Raw genomic sequence first — 14,033 nt, 5'->3', positions numbered from 1 at the left:
CCCCCCCCCCCCCCCCCCCCCCCCCCCCCCCCCCCCCCCCCCCCCCCCCCCCCCCCCCCCCCCCCCCCCCCCCCCGGACGCATGCGCGGGGCCCTGTCGGGCACCTGCGCAGCGTGACCGAGATCCCCCGCACCGCACCGCGCCCGGTCGGCCGGCCCACCGTCGCCCTCGCCGCGCGCACCCGCGCCGAGCTGCGGCGTACGGCCGTCCGTGTCTGGAACGACAACCTCGCCGACCACGCGGCCGCCCTCACGTACTACGCCGTCCTCGCGCTGCTGCCCGCCCTGGCCATCGCGGTCTCCCTGGTGGGGTTGTCGGGCGGGGCGACGACGGAGCGGCTCATCACCGAGCTGACCTCCTACGCACCGCCCCAATCGGCGCAGGTGCTGCGCGACGCGCTCGGGGGTCTCCTGGCGGAACGTTCGTCGATGGTGGCCCTGCTGATCAGCGGTGTGGTGAGTTCGCTGTGGTCGGCGTGCAGTTACCTGGCGGTGTTCCGTCGCGCCCTGCACACCATGCACGGGGTGCCCGAGACCCGGCCCCCGCTGCGGGCGGCCCACATGCTGGTCGTCAACGCCATGTCGCTGCTGGTGCTGCTCGTCGCCGGGGCCGTCGGTCTGGTCGTGTCCGGGCCGGTGGGCCGGTGGGTGGTGCGGGCCACCGGAGGGGACAGCCCGCACGTCATCGCGCTGCTGCGCTGGCCCGTGCTGCTGGCCGTCGTCACGTTCCTGGTGCTGATCCTCTTCCGGACCGGCCCGGCCCAGAGCCGGGGCACGCGACGGGGTCTGCCCGGCGGCGTACTGGCGGCGCTGCTCTGGCTGGCGGCCTCGGGACTCTTCACGCTCTACACGGAGCTGGGCACGTACGGCAGGCTCTACGGCTCGCTGGCCGGCATCGTGGTCTTCCTGGTCTGGCTCTGGTTCGCCAACCTGGCCCTGCTCACCGGAGCCCAGTTCAACGTAGAACGGGCCCGGAGGCCGGCTGCCCGACCGCGGGCGTCCTGAGGCTCAAACGGCCGGGGACGGGGCCGCGTGACCCCGGTACCCGCCCAGGCGGAAACCGTCGATCTCCGCCCACACGACCTTGCCGACGCCGTAGCGGTAGGAGCCCCACCGGTCGGAGAGCACCTGCACGACGCGCAGGCCGTGACCGCCGGGCACGCCCGGCCGGGGTACGGCGCGGGGGCGGGGCGGCAGCGTCACGCCGTCGACCACGTCGATGCGCAGGACATCGCCCGCCGTCAGTACGAGCTCGTGGCAGCCACCCGCGTGCAACTGGGCATTGGCCACGAGCTCGGAGACGACGAGCAGGACGTCCTCGGCGCTCTCCTCCTGGTCCCAACCCCAGTCCCGCAGGGTCCGGCGCGTGAAGTCACGGCCCTTGCCGACCGCACCCCGAATGCTGCCCAGGCTGAGCCGGCGGCTCTGGCCCGACACCGGTGCCGCTGTGCACGGAGGTGCCTCCGTTGCTGCTCCCGTCACGTTCACTGTCCATCACCCCGACCGTTGGCGTTCCTGTGTGCGATGGGGAAGAGGCTCCGTCCGCGGGCCCCTGACGGCCGCCGCGGGTGACCGTCGTCCCCGGACCCGCGTATGCCCGCCCTGGCCGCCCGAACACCGACGCCGGCCCGGATGTCCCCGTACGGGCGTATCCCGCGGGGCGGTGCGACGGTCCGCGATCGGGGCGGCCCATCGGATGCGACCGGGGCGGCATGAGTGCCGTGAAGGTGGACAGCCGCAAGGCATGACACGTATTTCGAGGACAGGCCGCGACGGCGAACACCTGGACCGGGACACCGCCGCGGACGACGGCGCGGGACCCGACGACGAGGTGGAGCGGCGGGCCCCCGACAAGCCGTCCGAGCTGTCGAAACGGTCGTGGGCGGCGGTGCTCCGGGGAACGGTCAAGGAGTTCGCCCAGGACGAGCTGGCCGACCGCGCCGCGGCCCTGACCTACTACGGGGTGTTGGCGCTCTTCCCGGCCCTCCTGGTCCTCGTGTCCCTGCTCGGCGTCGCCGGCGAGTCGACGACGCAGCAGGTGCTCGACAACCTCCGGCAGCTGGCTCCCGGCTCGGTCCGCGACGTGATCAGCGACGCGGTGCGGCAGTTGCAGGGCCGGAGCGGCGTCGGGTCGCTGATGGCGGTGGTGGGTCTGGTCGTCGCGCTGTGGTCGGCGTCCGGGTACATCGCCGCGTTCATCCGCGCCTCTAACGCCGTCTACGACGTGCCCGAGGGGCGTCCGGTGTGGAAGGTCCTGCCGCTGCGCCTGGCACTGACGGTGGCGCTGATGGTCCTCGCCTGTGCCGCCGCCCTGATCGTGGTCTTCACCGGCGGCCTGGCCCGGCGGGCGGGCTCGGCCCTGGGCATCGGCGACACCGCCCTGACGGTGTGGTCGATCGCGAAATGGCCGGTCCTGGTGCTCCTCGTCACGATCATGATCGCGCTCCTGTACTGGGCGGCGCCGAACGCCAAGGGCCGGGGCTTCAAATGGGTCACCCCCGGCAGTTTCCTGGCCCTGGTGATCTGGATGATCGCCTCGGCGGGCTTCGCCTTCTACGTCGCGAACTTCGCTTCCTACAACAAGACGTACGGCACGGTCGCGGGCGTGATCGTCTTCCTGGTGTGGTTGTGGATCACCAACCTGGCCATCCTCCTTGGCCTCGAATTCGACGCGGAGCTGGTCCGCCGGCGCGCGATCGCGGGAGGACTGCCCGAGGACGCGGAGCCCTACGTACGGCCCCGTGACACCACCGCGTGGAGCGACGAGGAACGCCGCCGCATGGAGTGATCCCGGGCGGGCCGGTGCCGCACCACACCGGCCCGCTCGCGGGCGGATGGCCTGCGGGTTACCGGGTAGCCGCGTGGTGGACAGGAACATGACGGAACGCATCACCCCCGCGCCCCTCGGCCCGTATCCGTCCGGCGGCACGAGCGGGGCCGGGACGAGTCAAGGACGAGGTGGACGCATCGTGACCACGACCGAACATCGCGCACACGCCGCCGATCCGTCGGTGAGCGAGCTGGTCTCACGGGCTTCGCAACAGGTCTCGGAACTGGTCCGGGAGGAAATGCGCCTGGCCCGGGCGGAGATGACGCAGAAGGGCAAGCGATTCGGGACGGGGGGCGGCCTGTTCGGCGGAGCCGGCCTCCTCGGCATCCTGGCGGCGCAGGCGCTGGTGGCGGCGGGCATCGCCGCGTTGGCCCTGGTGCTGCCCTGGTGGCTCTCCGCCCTGATCCTCGCCGTGGTGCTGGCCGCGACGGCGGCCGTGCTGGCCATGGCCGGCAAGAAGCAGATCGCGCGGGCCGTCCCGCCCGCGCCCGAACAGACCATCGACAGCGTCAAGGCCGATGTGGCCGCGATCAGGGAGAAGGCCCACCGATGACGAACCACAACGATCAGGCGCAGCCCCACGACAGGTCCACCACGGGTGGTGCTCCCACCCCCGAGGAGCTGCGGGAGCAGATCACGCACACGCGCGACGAACTGGGGCGGACCGTGGAGGCGCTGGCGGCCAAGGCCGACGTGAAGGCCCAGGCGAAGCAGAAGACGGCCGCGGTGAAGCAGGAGGCGTCGGAGAAGGCGGCACTGGTCACCGAGCAGATCCGGGAGAAGGCCGAGCACGCCGCGGACCTCGTACGGGACAAGACGCCGGACCCGATCCTGGAGAAGGCCTCCCGGGCCGCCGCCCAGGTCCGTGAGACCACGGCGCGGGCCGGGCAGCTGGCGTCCGAGAAGACGCCCGACCCGATCCTCGAACGGGCCGGTCACGCCGCGACCGCGGTCCGGGCCAATCGGACACCGCTGCTCGCCGCCGGTGCCGTGCTGGTCGTGTTCCTGCTGATCCGCCGCGGCCGGGGCCGCAAGTGAACGCAGCCAAGATCGCTTACCGGCCGGTCGGGTTGGCCCTGGGCGCCGTCAGCGGCATGATCGCCGGCATGGCCTTCAAGCAGGCCTGGAAGGTGATCGAAGGGGAGGGCGACGCCCCCGACGCCACCGACGAGGACCGAAGCTGGCAGGAGATCCTCACCGCCGCCGCGATCCAGGGCGTGATCTTCGCGGTGGTCAAGGCCGCCGTCGACCGGTCGGGCGCGGTCGCCACCAGGCGCGTGACGGGAATCTGGCCGGGCTGAACCGGTACGACGGACGGCGCCGGGACGCGGCGGGGCACGCTCATACAGGGCGGCGCCCCGCCGGGCGCCCCGGCGCGCAGCCGTTGCCGCACGCGCCCTCCCCGGCCCGTCGACAGCGCGACGGACGCCTCCGTACGTCGTACGACCGCAGCGCCCGGTTGGCGCCGGGTGGCCACGGGCAGGTCGGGATCGCACATCCGAACCTGAGGCCCGAAGGCCCGTGCCCGGGCACGGCCGCAGCGGGCTCGAGCGCCACCCGAACCCGGCCGTGCGGTTCGCCGCGACGCCGGCCCGGCGCGGTCGTTGCCGTTCAGGCGGCGGGTTCGCGCCCCCGGCCGGGTTCCTGGACCGCCGCCGGGCGGGCCTCCCGGTCGGGCGTCCAGTGCGGATCCCGGCCCGTCGCCGCCAGCAGTGCCGTGAACGCCGTCGCCCCGGGCGGTGCCGGGAAGGGGTCCGCGAACATGTTCATCTGCCGAGCGGTGGGACCCATGTCCGTCACCAGCGCGTCCAGTGCTCGGACGCCGTCCTCGTCGGGTGTGAAGTCCTGGCCCGTCGCGCGGGCCAGGTCCCACACGTGCACGGTCAGGTCGAGGAGGACCATCGAGCCGACCGTCCGGGCCGGCAGGTTCATGGCGCCCGTGGTTCCCTCGTCGGCGCCCGGCACCGCCCACGCCTCGACGAGCCGCGCGGTCTCCGCTTCGAACCGGTCGCGCCAGCCTTCGTCCAGGTAGTGCGGGGTGTGCGTGAAGTCCGCCTCCTTCCGGGCCGCGAGCGCCTGGAAGCCGATCACCACGTGGAAGAGGTGGTCGAGCAGGGCGCCGACGTCGTATTCGTCGCACGGAGTCCGCGCTCCCAGCTGCCGATCGTCCACGCCGCGGACCACGCGCGACGCCCCGGCCGCGGCCGCTTCGAGCAGGTCACTGATCTTCTCGGTCATGGGGGCGAGGGTAGGCGGGAGGGAGCTACGACGGCTTGAAGGAACGCGACATACGATCGGGTCATGGCTCCTCCGCGCACCGACAGCCGTGGCATCGTCGCCGCCCCGGACCTGTTCGCACGCGTCCGGTTCCGCCGCCGCGAGCCCGCCGAGGCCCTGCGCCCGTACGTGGAGCACTACTGGCTGATCGACTGGGACCTGACGGAGCCGTACGAGGCCCACGTCGTTCCCCACCCCTGCGTGAACATCGTCTTCCAGCGCGACGAGGAGGGCGGGTACGTGGGCGAGGTCGCCGGGGTCGGCTTGGGCCTCTTCACACGGAAGCTCCGCGGGCGCGGGCGGGTGTGCGGGGCCCAGTTCCGGCCGGGCGGTTTCCGTCCCTTCCTTCCCGGCCGCCCGGTTTCCGACCTCACCGGGCGACGGTTGCCCCTGCCGGAGGCGTACCCCGGCTCCGCGGCGGCGTCCGGAGCCGTGCTCGGGCCGGAGTCGGAGGACGCCCGGGTAGCCGCCTTCGACGCGTTCCTCCTGGCCCTGGCCCCCGCGCCCGACGCTCTGGCGGAGCGCGCCATGGCCGCGGCCGACCTGGTCCGCCGCGACCGGTCGATGCGCCGCGTCGACGAACTGGCCGGGGCGGTCGGCCTCTCGGTCCGCTCCGTCCAGCGGCTGTTCGCCGCCTATGTGGGCGTCAGCCCGAAGTGGGCCATCCTGCGCTACCGCATCCACGAGGCACTGGAGCGCGCGGGAGCCGATCGGACGATCGACTGGGCGGCGCTCGCCGTGGAACTCGGCTACAGCGACCAGGCCCATCTCGTACGCGATTTCACCACCCGGGTCGGGGTGTCACCGACGGTGTACGCCCAGATGCTGACGGCCCCGTGATCCGTACGGTGTCCGGCGGGCGTGCGGGCCCCGCGACGGGGCATGCGAGCGGTAGCCGACCCGGGGACCGGCCCTGTTGTACGGGCGGCGAGCGACGAGGAGACACCGTGTCGGACCACGTGATGGCGACGGACGAGCACCTGAAGGCCCTGCGCGCGGAACTCCTGGCCTCGGGATCCCGCCTCTCCCCGGAGGAGCGCGAGCACCTGGAGTCCCTGCTGGACCGGCTGGAGGCGGACCGGGAGGCGGCCCACACGGGTGTGGGCGAGTCCCTGAACCACAGCGCCGAGAAGTTCGAGGTGAGGCACCCGGCTCTGGCGGCCACCCTGCGCAACCTCGGTGTCAGCCTGGCCAACATCGGGATCTGAGCCCCGCTGCCGGTTTGTGACCCGGCTTCGGTACCGGCGCCGCGGGTGGCCGGTCAGGCGGGGTGGCCGGGGTCGATGTCCCTCACGTCGCCGTAGCGCAGCAGGGCGGGCGCGGGCGGGGTCGGTGGGGACACCTCGGTGGGCGACAGGAGGAACCCGACGTGGTCGCCCCCGTCGAGGCGGGACTCGATCCGGCCGGCGAACCAGCCGCACGCGTCGGCCAACAACGGGCTCCCGTCGGCGCTGGGCCGCCAGTCGACCCGGGCGAACTTGTCCACCCGGTCCCCCGTCTCGCCACCGAACAGTTCCGCGAGCGCCCGCTGGTCGTGATCGAGGACGTGCACCGCGAGGTGGGAGGCGCCGCGGGCCACGCGGAAGGTGTGGTTGAGCGTGGACAGCCACACCATGAACCGCGGCGGCCGGATCGAGCACTGCGAGGCGAAACCCACCAGGCACCCCGACCGCTCGCCACCGGCGGCCGCGGTGACCACGTACACGGGGCCGTCCAGGACCACGGCGAACGCGTCGAGATCCGTCTCCGCCATGAATCGTTCCCTCCGAGGCGCGGGCGCGGGTCGGTGCCTTACGGGTGGTAGAGGGTGTGGGCGCGCTCCATGTCGACGGAGCCCGCCTGCCCGAGGTCCAGGAAGTGGTCCACCTGCCAGGTCTGTGTGCTGCCGGCCTGGCGGTTGCTCGTGGTCACCCATGGCGGGTAGACGCGGAAGCCCCGCTTCCCTCCGATGCCGTCGCGGGACATCACGCCGCGCTCGCACAACACCTCTCGGGGGAACACGAACTGTCCGAAGCGGCCGCCGTCCCGGCTGCTGATGACGACGAGATCAACCCCGTCGTCGGCGTCGAAGGGCCGGATCGGGCCTTCCTCGGATCGCTTCCACACGGTGACGAACTGGCCGACCTTCGTCGGGGTCGTCCTGGCCGCGCGGAACCCGACCGACAGCCCGTCGAGCGTGAAACCGTGGGCCGCGTACTCGGCGCCCTCCGGTTCGGACATCGGCTGCGAGCAGGTGAAGCCCGCCGGGTCGTACACCCGTGACTTCGCCTCCACCAAGTCGTCGTGGAGTCCTGCCCAGGGTTGGTTCGACAGCATCCCCACATCCTGCCATCCGGTTCCCGGGGATCAGGAATCGGCCGGGCCCCGCTCTCCCGGTGCGGGCGGAGGCACTGTGGGGAGGATCCGTCACCTGTCCATGCGGGTGCTCCCCCGGCCTGCCTTTCGACACGGCGGCACGTCCGGCGGCCGGCCTTCCGAAGGATGATCGATTGTCCGTACCGGAGTTTCCGACCATGGAGTCACGCACATGCCTCGCATCACCGTCCGAGCCGCCCGACCCGAGGACTTCCCGCAGTGGCGGGCCCTTTACCGCGGGTACGCGGATTTCTACCGGGTGGAGCAGACCGAGGAGGCGGCCCGGACCGTGTGGGCGTGGGTGAACGACCCCGGCCACGAGGTCGAGGCGCTCGTCGCCGAGGACGCCGAGGGCCGGCTCCTCGGTCTCGCCCACTACCGTCCGTTCGCCCGGCCGCTGTCGGCGACCGTGGGCGGCTACCTCGACGACCTGTTCGTGTCGCCCGAGCACCGCGGTTCGGGCGCCGCCGACCTGCTGCTCGCCGCGCTCCGCGAGATCGCCGGCGAGCGCGGTTGGAGCGTGGTGCGGTGGATCACCGCCGACGACAACCACCGGGCGAGGTCGAAGTACGACCGGGTGGCCGCGCGGACCATGTGGGTGACCTACGACATGGCTCCCGGGGCCTGATCCTCGGCGGCCGTGATCCGGTCGAGGACCTCGGAGTAGAGGGGTCGCTTGTCGGGACGGACGTGGGCGACGGCGTGTCGGAGGGCGGGGACGGCCGACGTACCCATGGCGGCCAACCCCTCGGCCGCGGTCCTGCGCACGACGGGATGGGCGTGCTCCAGCAAGCCGGTCACGGCGGGGATCGCGGGGACCCACCCGGCGTGGCAGAGCGCGCGGATCGCGGTGCGCACCAGGTCCGGCCGGGGATCGTCCAGCAGGAGCGACGTGTGGTGGAGGTGGGTCGGCCGGTCCAGCACGGCGCGCGAGGTCCGGTGGGCGTGCAGGCGGACCTTGGCCTTGGGGTGACGCAGCAACTCACCGATCAACGCGCGCAGTTCGGGGTCCCGGTCCGCGTCCGGGCCGTCGTGCGCCTCGGCCAGCCGGGCGAGCGCCTGGCGTATCCGTGCCGGGTCGCCGGTACGGGCCAGGTCGAACAGCTCCTGCCGGGAGGGGGGTTGTGGCGCTCCGGCCGGGACGAGCGGGGTCCGGTCGCGGAGCGCGGCCAGGGCGGTGGCGTCCCGGCGCGCGGAGTCCGGGCGGCGCAGCGGACCGTCGACGAGGAGCAGCGCGTCCGCGAGGTCGTCGCGTCCCTCGGCGCGCAGCCGCCGGCAGGTCCGCGTCAGAGCGGGGGTGCGCAGCAGGGGGCGTTCGCGGAGCAGGTCCAGGAGTCCCCAGGCGCCGGTGTCGAGGCGGGTGGCGAGGCGTTCGGCCAGTGCGTCCGCGGGGACCTGGCGCAGGGCCAGGCCGGCCGCGGCGCTGCTGCTCGGTGGGTCGGACTCCCACCATTCCAGCAGCAGCGGGACCAGCGGTTCCAGGTCGTCCGGGTCGAGCCGGGCCGCCACGAGGGCCACCCTGTCGTGCAGGACGCCGTCCGCGCGCAGTTCCGTCGCGCCGATGGCGGGCAGGTTGCGGGCGAGGTCGGCGCCGACCGGTACGTCGACGCGGCCGCGCAGGAACGCGCGGAGCACGGGGATCCCGGCCTCGGGCTCGGGCCACTCCAGGAGCGTCAGGGCCGCCGTGCGCCGGCTGTCCGGGGCAGCTGCCCGGAGCATGGCCAGCAGGCGCTCCCGCAGTGCGGTCGACCGGGGCTGGTCGAGGTCGTCGACGTGGACGGCGCGAGGTCGCGGGGCCGGTTCGCGGACGGTCTCGGCGATGGTCCAGGGCGGTGTGTCGAGGGGCTGGAGGGCCGTCATCCAGTCGATGAGGGCGGCGCGGGTTTCGGGGCCGGCGGAGGCGTGGACGTCGATCAGCGCGGTCAGGCGGGCCCTGGAGTCCGGGGTGCCGTCCGGGGTGCCGGCGCGGCGGAACTCCTCCAGGGTGGCCGGCGTACGCGCCGCGGCGGCCAGCGCGGCTCGCCACTCCTCCCCGGCCCTGGCCGCGGCCGGTCCGGTGCGGGCCTTGACGGCGGCCGGTCCGGTGGCCGCGGGGGGCTCCTGCGTGGCGGTGAACGCGTCCCGCAGCACGGCGGTCCCGGCCCGCCGGGGGTCGGTGTCGAGCAGGGCCGAGGCGAGGGCCCGGTCGAGGTCGGCTCGGACCAGCACGGCGCCGAGGCCGCGCAGGAGGGGCAGTGCGGACCGGGTTCCCCCCGGTACGGCGGGCAGCGCGCGTACGGCTTCGACGACGGCCGGCCGCTCGACCGCCGACAGCATCGGGGCGATCGCTTCGAGTACCGCGAGGAGGTCGTTGATGAGTTCGCCCATGAGGTCGTCGCGGTCCTCGGCCGCGGCCCCGGCGAGCCCGTCGAGGAGGACGTCGGTGAACCGGGCGAAGACAGTCAGTTCGTCCGTCCTCCACGGTGCGTGGCAGAGCCGGAGCGTGAGCCGCAGGACCCTGCCCCGGGCCGTGGGGTCGGACCCGGCCAGGCTGAGGAAGTCCGTCAGCAGGGGACGCAGCCTGGACAGCCGCACGGGATGCGGCAGTTCGCTCCGCGAGGCGAGCCGGAGCGCGACGAACGGGTTCCAGCCGGTCGTCAGCGAGGTGACTTCGGGATCCGTTCCCCGCAGCGCGGACGGCCTCGGGGTGGCGGGCCGGGTGATCCCGTGCTCGGCCATGGCCGTCGCGAGGTCCTCGACGGTCCCGGACACGAGGGCGAGCCGGCCGGTGGCCACCAGGGTGAGCAGGGGCGGTGCGACCGGGGACGCCTGCTCGTGCAGGGCGAGGACCGAGCGCGCCGGCAGGGTGCGGTCGAGTGCTACCAGCAGCCGTTCGCGTGTGCGGTCGTCCTCGCCGCGTTCGGCGGCGGCGAGGACGGTCGCCGGGTAGGCGTCGCCGAGGATGGCGCGGAGCGCCTCGACGAGCGTGCCGCGCAGGCCCGGATTGTCGTGGCGGCCGAGCGCGCGGAGCAGTGCCGGTACCGCCGCGGGCGCGCCCGCGCGGACCAGGGCCTCGGCGGCGGTCTTCTTGACGTTCATGTTCGGGTGGCCGAGACGGGCGGCGATCGTCGCGGAGGCCCAGCGGGCCCGCGCGTGCCCGAGGGCGCGCAGCGCCTGCCGGACGGTCTGGATGTCCTGGGCGGCGGTCAACGCGATCAGGGACGCCGACAGCGCCCGCGCGTCGTCCCCCGTGGCGTCGCGGGCGAGCAGCGCGATCACGTGCTTGCGTACGTGCCGGTCCGGGTGGCGCAGCAGGCGGTGCACCCGCGCGCGGGTTCCCGTCCACGGGGCACGGAGCAGGAGTTCGCACAGGATCGCCTGCTCGGCGCCGGTCGGTCCGGGACGCTCCAGCAGGTCCAGTGCCATGGTCGCGACGAGTGCGTGCCCGGCCTCCCGCGCGTCGGCCGCGTCGAGCAGGCAGGACGGTCTGGTCCGTCCCCGGTCGTGGAGACGGCGGCCCAGGTCGTGTACGGCGTCCAGGACCTCCTGGGGCACCGCGGGCTCCCCCGCGGCCCGCTCCCCGTGGTCGGCTCGCGGTGCGGGGGTCGCGCCGGGCTCCGACGACACCGCCAGTTCGGTCACGACGCGCAGGAGCAGGTCCGCGATGACCGGCAGCGTCGTGGCGCTGCCGTGGGCGGCCAGTCGGCACAGTGCCGCCACCGGCTCGTCGGGGTCCAGGTGGGAGCTCAGGAGCGCCAGTTCGTGCTCGTCCGGGCCTCCTAGATCCGTCGCTATGCGGCTCGGCAGGTCGGAGGGATCGAGACGTACGAGGAGGGCACGCCGTTGTGCCGGATCGTCGGTCAGATGCCACAGCACTTCGAGGGCGCGGTCGCGGACGGGGCGCAGGTGCGCCGCGATCACACCCGTGTCCTCCGCCGGGGCGAGGCCGAGCCCTTGCCTCAGCGCCGTCGTCGTGCGGTGCCCACCGATGGCCTCCAGGGTGTCCAGGGCCGCCGCGGGTGCTGCCGGCAGGAGTGCGATCACGGCGTCCTCGGCATCCGTGTGGCGCAGCGCGCGGATCGCGTGGAGGAACGGTCCGGGTGCGGGAGCCGAGGGCAGGAGCCGTGTGATCGCGTCCCCGATCGGAAGTTCCGCCGTGCCCTGTCCCGCGAGGGCGACCAGCAGGGCGAGCCGCCGCGGCCAGCTCGGATCGTCGGCGGCGGCGTCCACGAGCCGGCGGAACGTCTCCTGTCGGGTGGTGAAGAGGATCGTCGCGACCTCGTGCGGCGGGATCGAGTGATCGGCCAGTGCCAGGTCGATGATGGGCGCGACGTGTGGAACATCCGGGAAGTGACCGCGCCGGTGCAGTCCGCGCAGGCACGTCAGCGCGGGCCCGCCGAACAGCAGCGGATCCTGTGTGGCGATGGCCGTCAACGCGCCGACGTCACCGCGCTCGGCCAGGTCGCCGAGCAGTTCCATCGCGCGCCGCCGCGGGCCCGGCGGCAGCCGCGGATCGTCGACGACCTGCCGGAGGAGGCCGCGGTGCCCGTGGTGGGCCGCGACCGAGAGCGCGGCCGCCGCCACCTCGGGGCGCGCGGCCACCGCGTCGGCGGCGAGGAGGGGGGACAGCAGCCCTGCCGGCAGGGTTTCCAACGCCGCCCAGGGTTGGCCGAGTTCGTCCAGCGCGGCGGCGATGACGGCCGGGCCGGCCACTGCGAGCAGGCCGATCGCGTGTTCGCGGACCAGGGCGGGAGCCAGGAGTCCGGCGCGCAGTCCCTCCCGGGCCAGCCGCAGCGCCGCGGCGTGCGACTCGGGGTCACCCGTCGCCACCAGCTCGCGCACGAGTCGCTCGGGCCGGTGCGCGCCGGTGGCTGTCGTCTCCCGCACGGCCTGGTGGAGCAGTTCGCCCACGGGTTCACGGCGGAGCACGGTGGGATCGTTCAGGAGCTCGGCGCGCAGCCACGCGATCCGTACCCGCGCCGGCAGTTCGGCCGTGCGCCATGACGGCCGGCGGGAGGCCGGGAGGTGGGGCCACAGTCGTTCGTGCAGCCGTGCCAGGACGAGCGCGGCCTCCGGCGGTCCGTCCACCGAGGCGGGCACCAGCTCCGCGAACTCGGCCGTCTCCCGTTCGTCGGGCGTCCTGCCGGTGGTGACGCGCTCGGCGAGCAGGACCAGCCCCAGGTGTCGCAGGCGCGGATCCTCGTGTCGGAGGAGGGGAGCGAGGTCGGCCGGCGTGCAGAGCCGTGGGTCGAGGTGGCCGGCCGGCGGGCCGGTGTCGGCCCGGCGCACCGCGTCCTGGAAGGGCTCGTCCTCCGGCGTGATCATCGTCGGATGCTAGCCGGGGCCCGCACGGGCCACCAGCGGGATTCGCGGGGCGTCCCGCACCTCGCCGGACGGGAAGTCGGTGATCGGGGCGGGCTGGTTGGCGGTGACGCAACTCAACGGTCGGCAGTACGCCGTGCCGGTCGCAGACCCGTCATCCTTCGCGCGGGTCCTCCTCGACCGCCCTCTCGTCCAGGCTCAGTTCGACGGTGATGTGCGGGGACAGGGCGCGGAGGAAGGAGGGTGCGTCGAAGATCGCGCCGGCGGAGGCGACGCCGACCGTCCTGGTCCGGCCGGTGAGGACGCGGTGGAGCGCTTCCACCGCGAGCGGCGCGGTGACGGCGTAGATGTCCTGGCCGGTGGCCACGGCGCGTCGTTCCCGGCCGGCCGAGCGGACGACCGCGTCGACGAGGAACGTCTGCGCGGACCGCCCGTGCTCGTCGACGGCGGCCGGCGCCGGTGTTTGCGGAGCAGCCAGGTCGCGCGCCGCCTCGACCGTCATGTAGGTGCGCACCTCGGGGATGGCGAGGTGGCTGGGTACGGTGACGACGTCGGCCATGGTGAACTCCCCGATCACGGACCGGGCCCCCAGCGGTTCGGGGAAGGTCCACCGCAGGCTCGGCGGGGCGTCGTCGCGGTACTGCAACCGTCCGTCGCCGTACACGACGCGTCGGCTGTCCCGGCGCTCCCGGGACACGGTTCCCGCGGTGCGGGTGCCGGCGGTGGGGTGCCAACCGCTGAGCCCGTACGCGACGTGTGCCTCGTCGGCCGTCGTCCAATCGCCCATCGCCGCGGTGACGAGCAGGTCGCCGAGGCCGCCGAAGAAGGCCATCGCGGGGATGACCACGGCGCCCGCGGCGGTTGCCCGGTCCGCGAAGTGCGCGAACGTGTCGAGGTTGGCCTCGATCTCGGCGGCCACGTCCACGTACGGGATCCCGGCGCGCAGCGCCGCCTCGATCACCGGGGCGGCCGTCGAGGCGAAGGGGCCGGCGCAGTTGATCACGGCGGCCGCTCCGGCCAGCGCGCGGTCGAGCGCGGCCGGGTCGTCGACCGCGGCCGGCCGGACTTCGAGCCCCCGGGTGGCGGCCGGGAGGGCCCGCAGCTTGGCCGCGTCACGTCCCGTCAGGATCGGGACGAATCCTCGGTCCAGCAGCTCCGACACCACGAAGCGCCCGGTGTGCCCGTAGGCGCCGAACACCGCTACCGCGTGACTCGATCCCATCGCGTTCTCCTACCGTTCTCGCTCGTTCAACCCTCAACATTCTTTCCTC

14 protein-coding genes are annotated in these 14,033 nt (G+C 74.0%); 8 read left to right on the top strand and 6 right to left on the bottom strand.

All coding sequences use genetic code 11. The features are described 5' to 3' along the window. The first annotated feature begins 113 nt into the window (after positions 1–113). Positions 114–1,004 carry a YihY/virulence factor BrkB family protein gene (locus NOD94_RS26215; protein ID WP_281208571.1) on the top strand — a complete coding sequence of 297 codons (891 nt, stop codon included), beginning with the start codon at positions 114–116 and terminating at the stop codon, positions 1,002–1,004. A 3-nt stretch (positions 1,005–1,007) separates the two neighbouring features. Here the strand turns inward: NOD94_RS26215 and NOD94_RS26210 are convergent, their stop codons facing one another. Next, positions 1,008–1,436 carry an ATP-binding protein gene (locus NOD94_RS26210; protein WP_281208570.1) on the bottom strand — a complete coding sequence of 143 codons (429 nt, stop codon included), beginning with the start codon at positions 1,434–1,436 and terminating at the stop codon, positions 1,008–1,010. 307 nt (positions 1,437–1,743) lie between these two features. On the opposite strand from NOD94_RS26210, the gene NOD94_RS26205 reads away from it, so the two are divergent. From NOD94_RS26205 to NOD94_RS26190, 4 genes are all read left to right on the top strand, one after another. Further along, positions 1,744–2,787 (top strand): YihY/virulence factor BrkB family protein, encoded by a 1,044-nt coding sequence (locus NOD94_RS26205; RefSeq protein ID WP_281208569.1) that lies wholly within the window; start codon positions 1,744–1,746, stop codon positions 2,785–2,787. Positions 2,788–2,968: 181 nt separating this feature from the next. After that, positions 2,969–3,382 carry a phage holin family protein gene (locus NOD94_RS26200; protein WP_281208568.1) on the top strand — a complete coding sequence of 138 codons (414 nt, stop codon included), beginning with the start codon at positions 2,969–2,971 and terminating at the stop codon, positions 3,380–3,382. Continuing rightward, on the top strand, positions 3,379–3,867 hold the full coding sequence (locus tag NOD94_RS26195; protein WP_281208567.1) for a DUF3618 domain-containing protein: 489 nt from the start codon (positions 3,379–3,381) through the stop codon (positions 3,865–3,867). Before NOD94_RS26200 ends, NOD94_RS26195 begins: the two co-directional genes overlap by 4 nt. After that, the gene (locus NOD94_RS26190; protein ID WP_281208566.1) at positions 3,864–4,130 is read left to right on the top strand and encodes a DUF4235 domain-containing protein; all 267 of its coding nucleotides are present in this window, start codon (positions 3,864–3,866) and stop codon (positions 4,128–4,130) included. Before NOD94_RS26195 ends, NOD94_RS26190 begins: the two co-directional genes overlap by 4 nt. A 310-nt stretch (positions 4,131–4,440) precedes the next feature. Here the strand turns inward: NOD94_RS26190 and NOD94_RS26185 are convergent, their stop codons facing one another. Continuing rightward, complete coding sequence (locus tag NOD94_RS26185; protein ID WP_281208565.1) at positions 4,441–5,067, bottom strand: TIGR03086 family metal-binding protein; 627 nt, start codon at positions 5,065–5,067, stop codon at positions 4,441–4,443. 63 nt (positions 5,068–5,130) lie between these two features. Here NOD94_RS26185 and NOD94_RS26180 point away from each other — a divergent pair, with 63 nt between their 5' ends. Both NOD94_RS26180 and NOD94_RS26175 read left to right on the top strand, forming a co-directional pair. Beyond that, positions 5,131–5,946 carry a helix-turn-helix domain-containing protein gene (locus NOD94_RS26180; protein ID WP_281208564.1) on the top strand — a complete coding sequence of 272 codons (816 nt, stop codon included), beginning with the start codon at positions 5,131–5,133 and terminating at the stop codon, positions 5,944–5,946. Positions 5,947–6,053: 107 nt separating this feature from the next. Next, positions 6,054–6,314, top strand: a complete 261-nt coding sequence (locus NOD94_RS26175) for a DUF4404 family protein (protein WP_281208563.1) — start codon at positions 6,054–6,056, stop codon at positions 6,312–6,314. Between the two features lie 53 nt (positions 6,315–6,367). Here NOD94_RS26175 and NOD94_RS26170 read toward each other — a convergent pair whose 3' ends face one another. Then, a complete protein-coding gene (locus NOD94_RS26170; protein WP_281208562.1) occupies positions 6,368–6,859 on the bottom strand; it encodes a flavin reductase family protein in 492 nt (163 codons plus the stop codon). A gap of 38 nt (positions 6,860–6,897) precedes the next feature. Continuing rightward, a complete protein-coding gene (locus NOD94_RS26165; RefSeq protein WP_281208561.1) occupies positions 6,898–7,422 on the bottom strand; it encodes a MepB family protein in 525 nt (174 codons plus the stop codon). Positions 7,423–7,633: 211 nt separating this feature from the next. On the opposite strand from NOD94_RS26165, the gene NOD94_RS26160 reads away from it, so the two are divergent. Next, positions 7,634–8,089: a GNAT family N-acetyltransferase gene (locus NOD94_RS26160; protein ID WP_281208560.1), complete on the top strand. Its 456-nt coding sequence runs from the start codon at positions 7,634–7,636 to the stop codon at positions 8,087–8,089. Here NOD94_RS26160 and NOD94_RS26155 read toward each other — a convergent pair. Both NOD94_RS26155 and NOD94_RS26150 read right to left on the bottom strand, forming a co-directional pair. Next, the gene (locus tag NOD94_RS26155; RefSeq protein WP_281208559.1) at positions 8,065–12,765 is read right to left on the bottom strand and encodes a HEAT repeat domain-containing protein; all 4,701 of its coding nucleotides are present in this window, start codon (positions 12,763–12,765) and stop codon (positions 8,065–8,067) included. The two genes, NOD94_RS26160 and NOD94_RS26155, sit on opposite strands and share 25 nt — an antisense overlap. Positions 12,766–12,916: 151 nt before the next feature. After that, positions 12,917–13,984: a saccharopine dehydrogenase NADP-binding domain-containing protein gene (locus NOD94_RS26150; RefSeq protein WP_281208558.1), complete on the bottom strand. Its 1,068-nt coding sequence runs from the start codon at positions 13,982–13,984 to the stop codon at positions 12,917–12,919. Between the last annotated feature and the right edge of the window lie 49 nt (positions 13,985–14,033).

The sequence above is a fragment of the Streptomyces sp. Isolate_45 genome, from assembly GCF_024721315.2.
In the GTDB taxonomy this organism is placed as follows: domain Bacteria; phylum Actinomycetota; class Actinomycetes; order Streptomycetales; family Streptomycetaceae; genus Streptomyces.
This window is presented reverse-complemented; position numbering and strand designations above follow the sequence as displayed.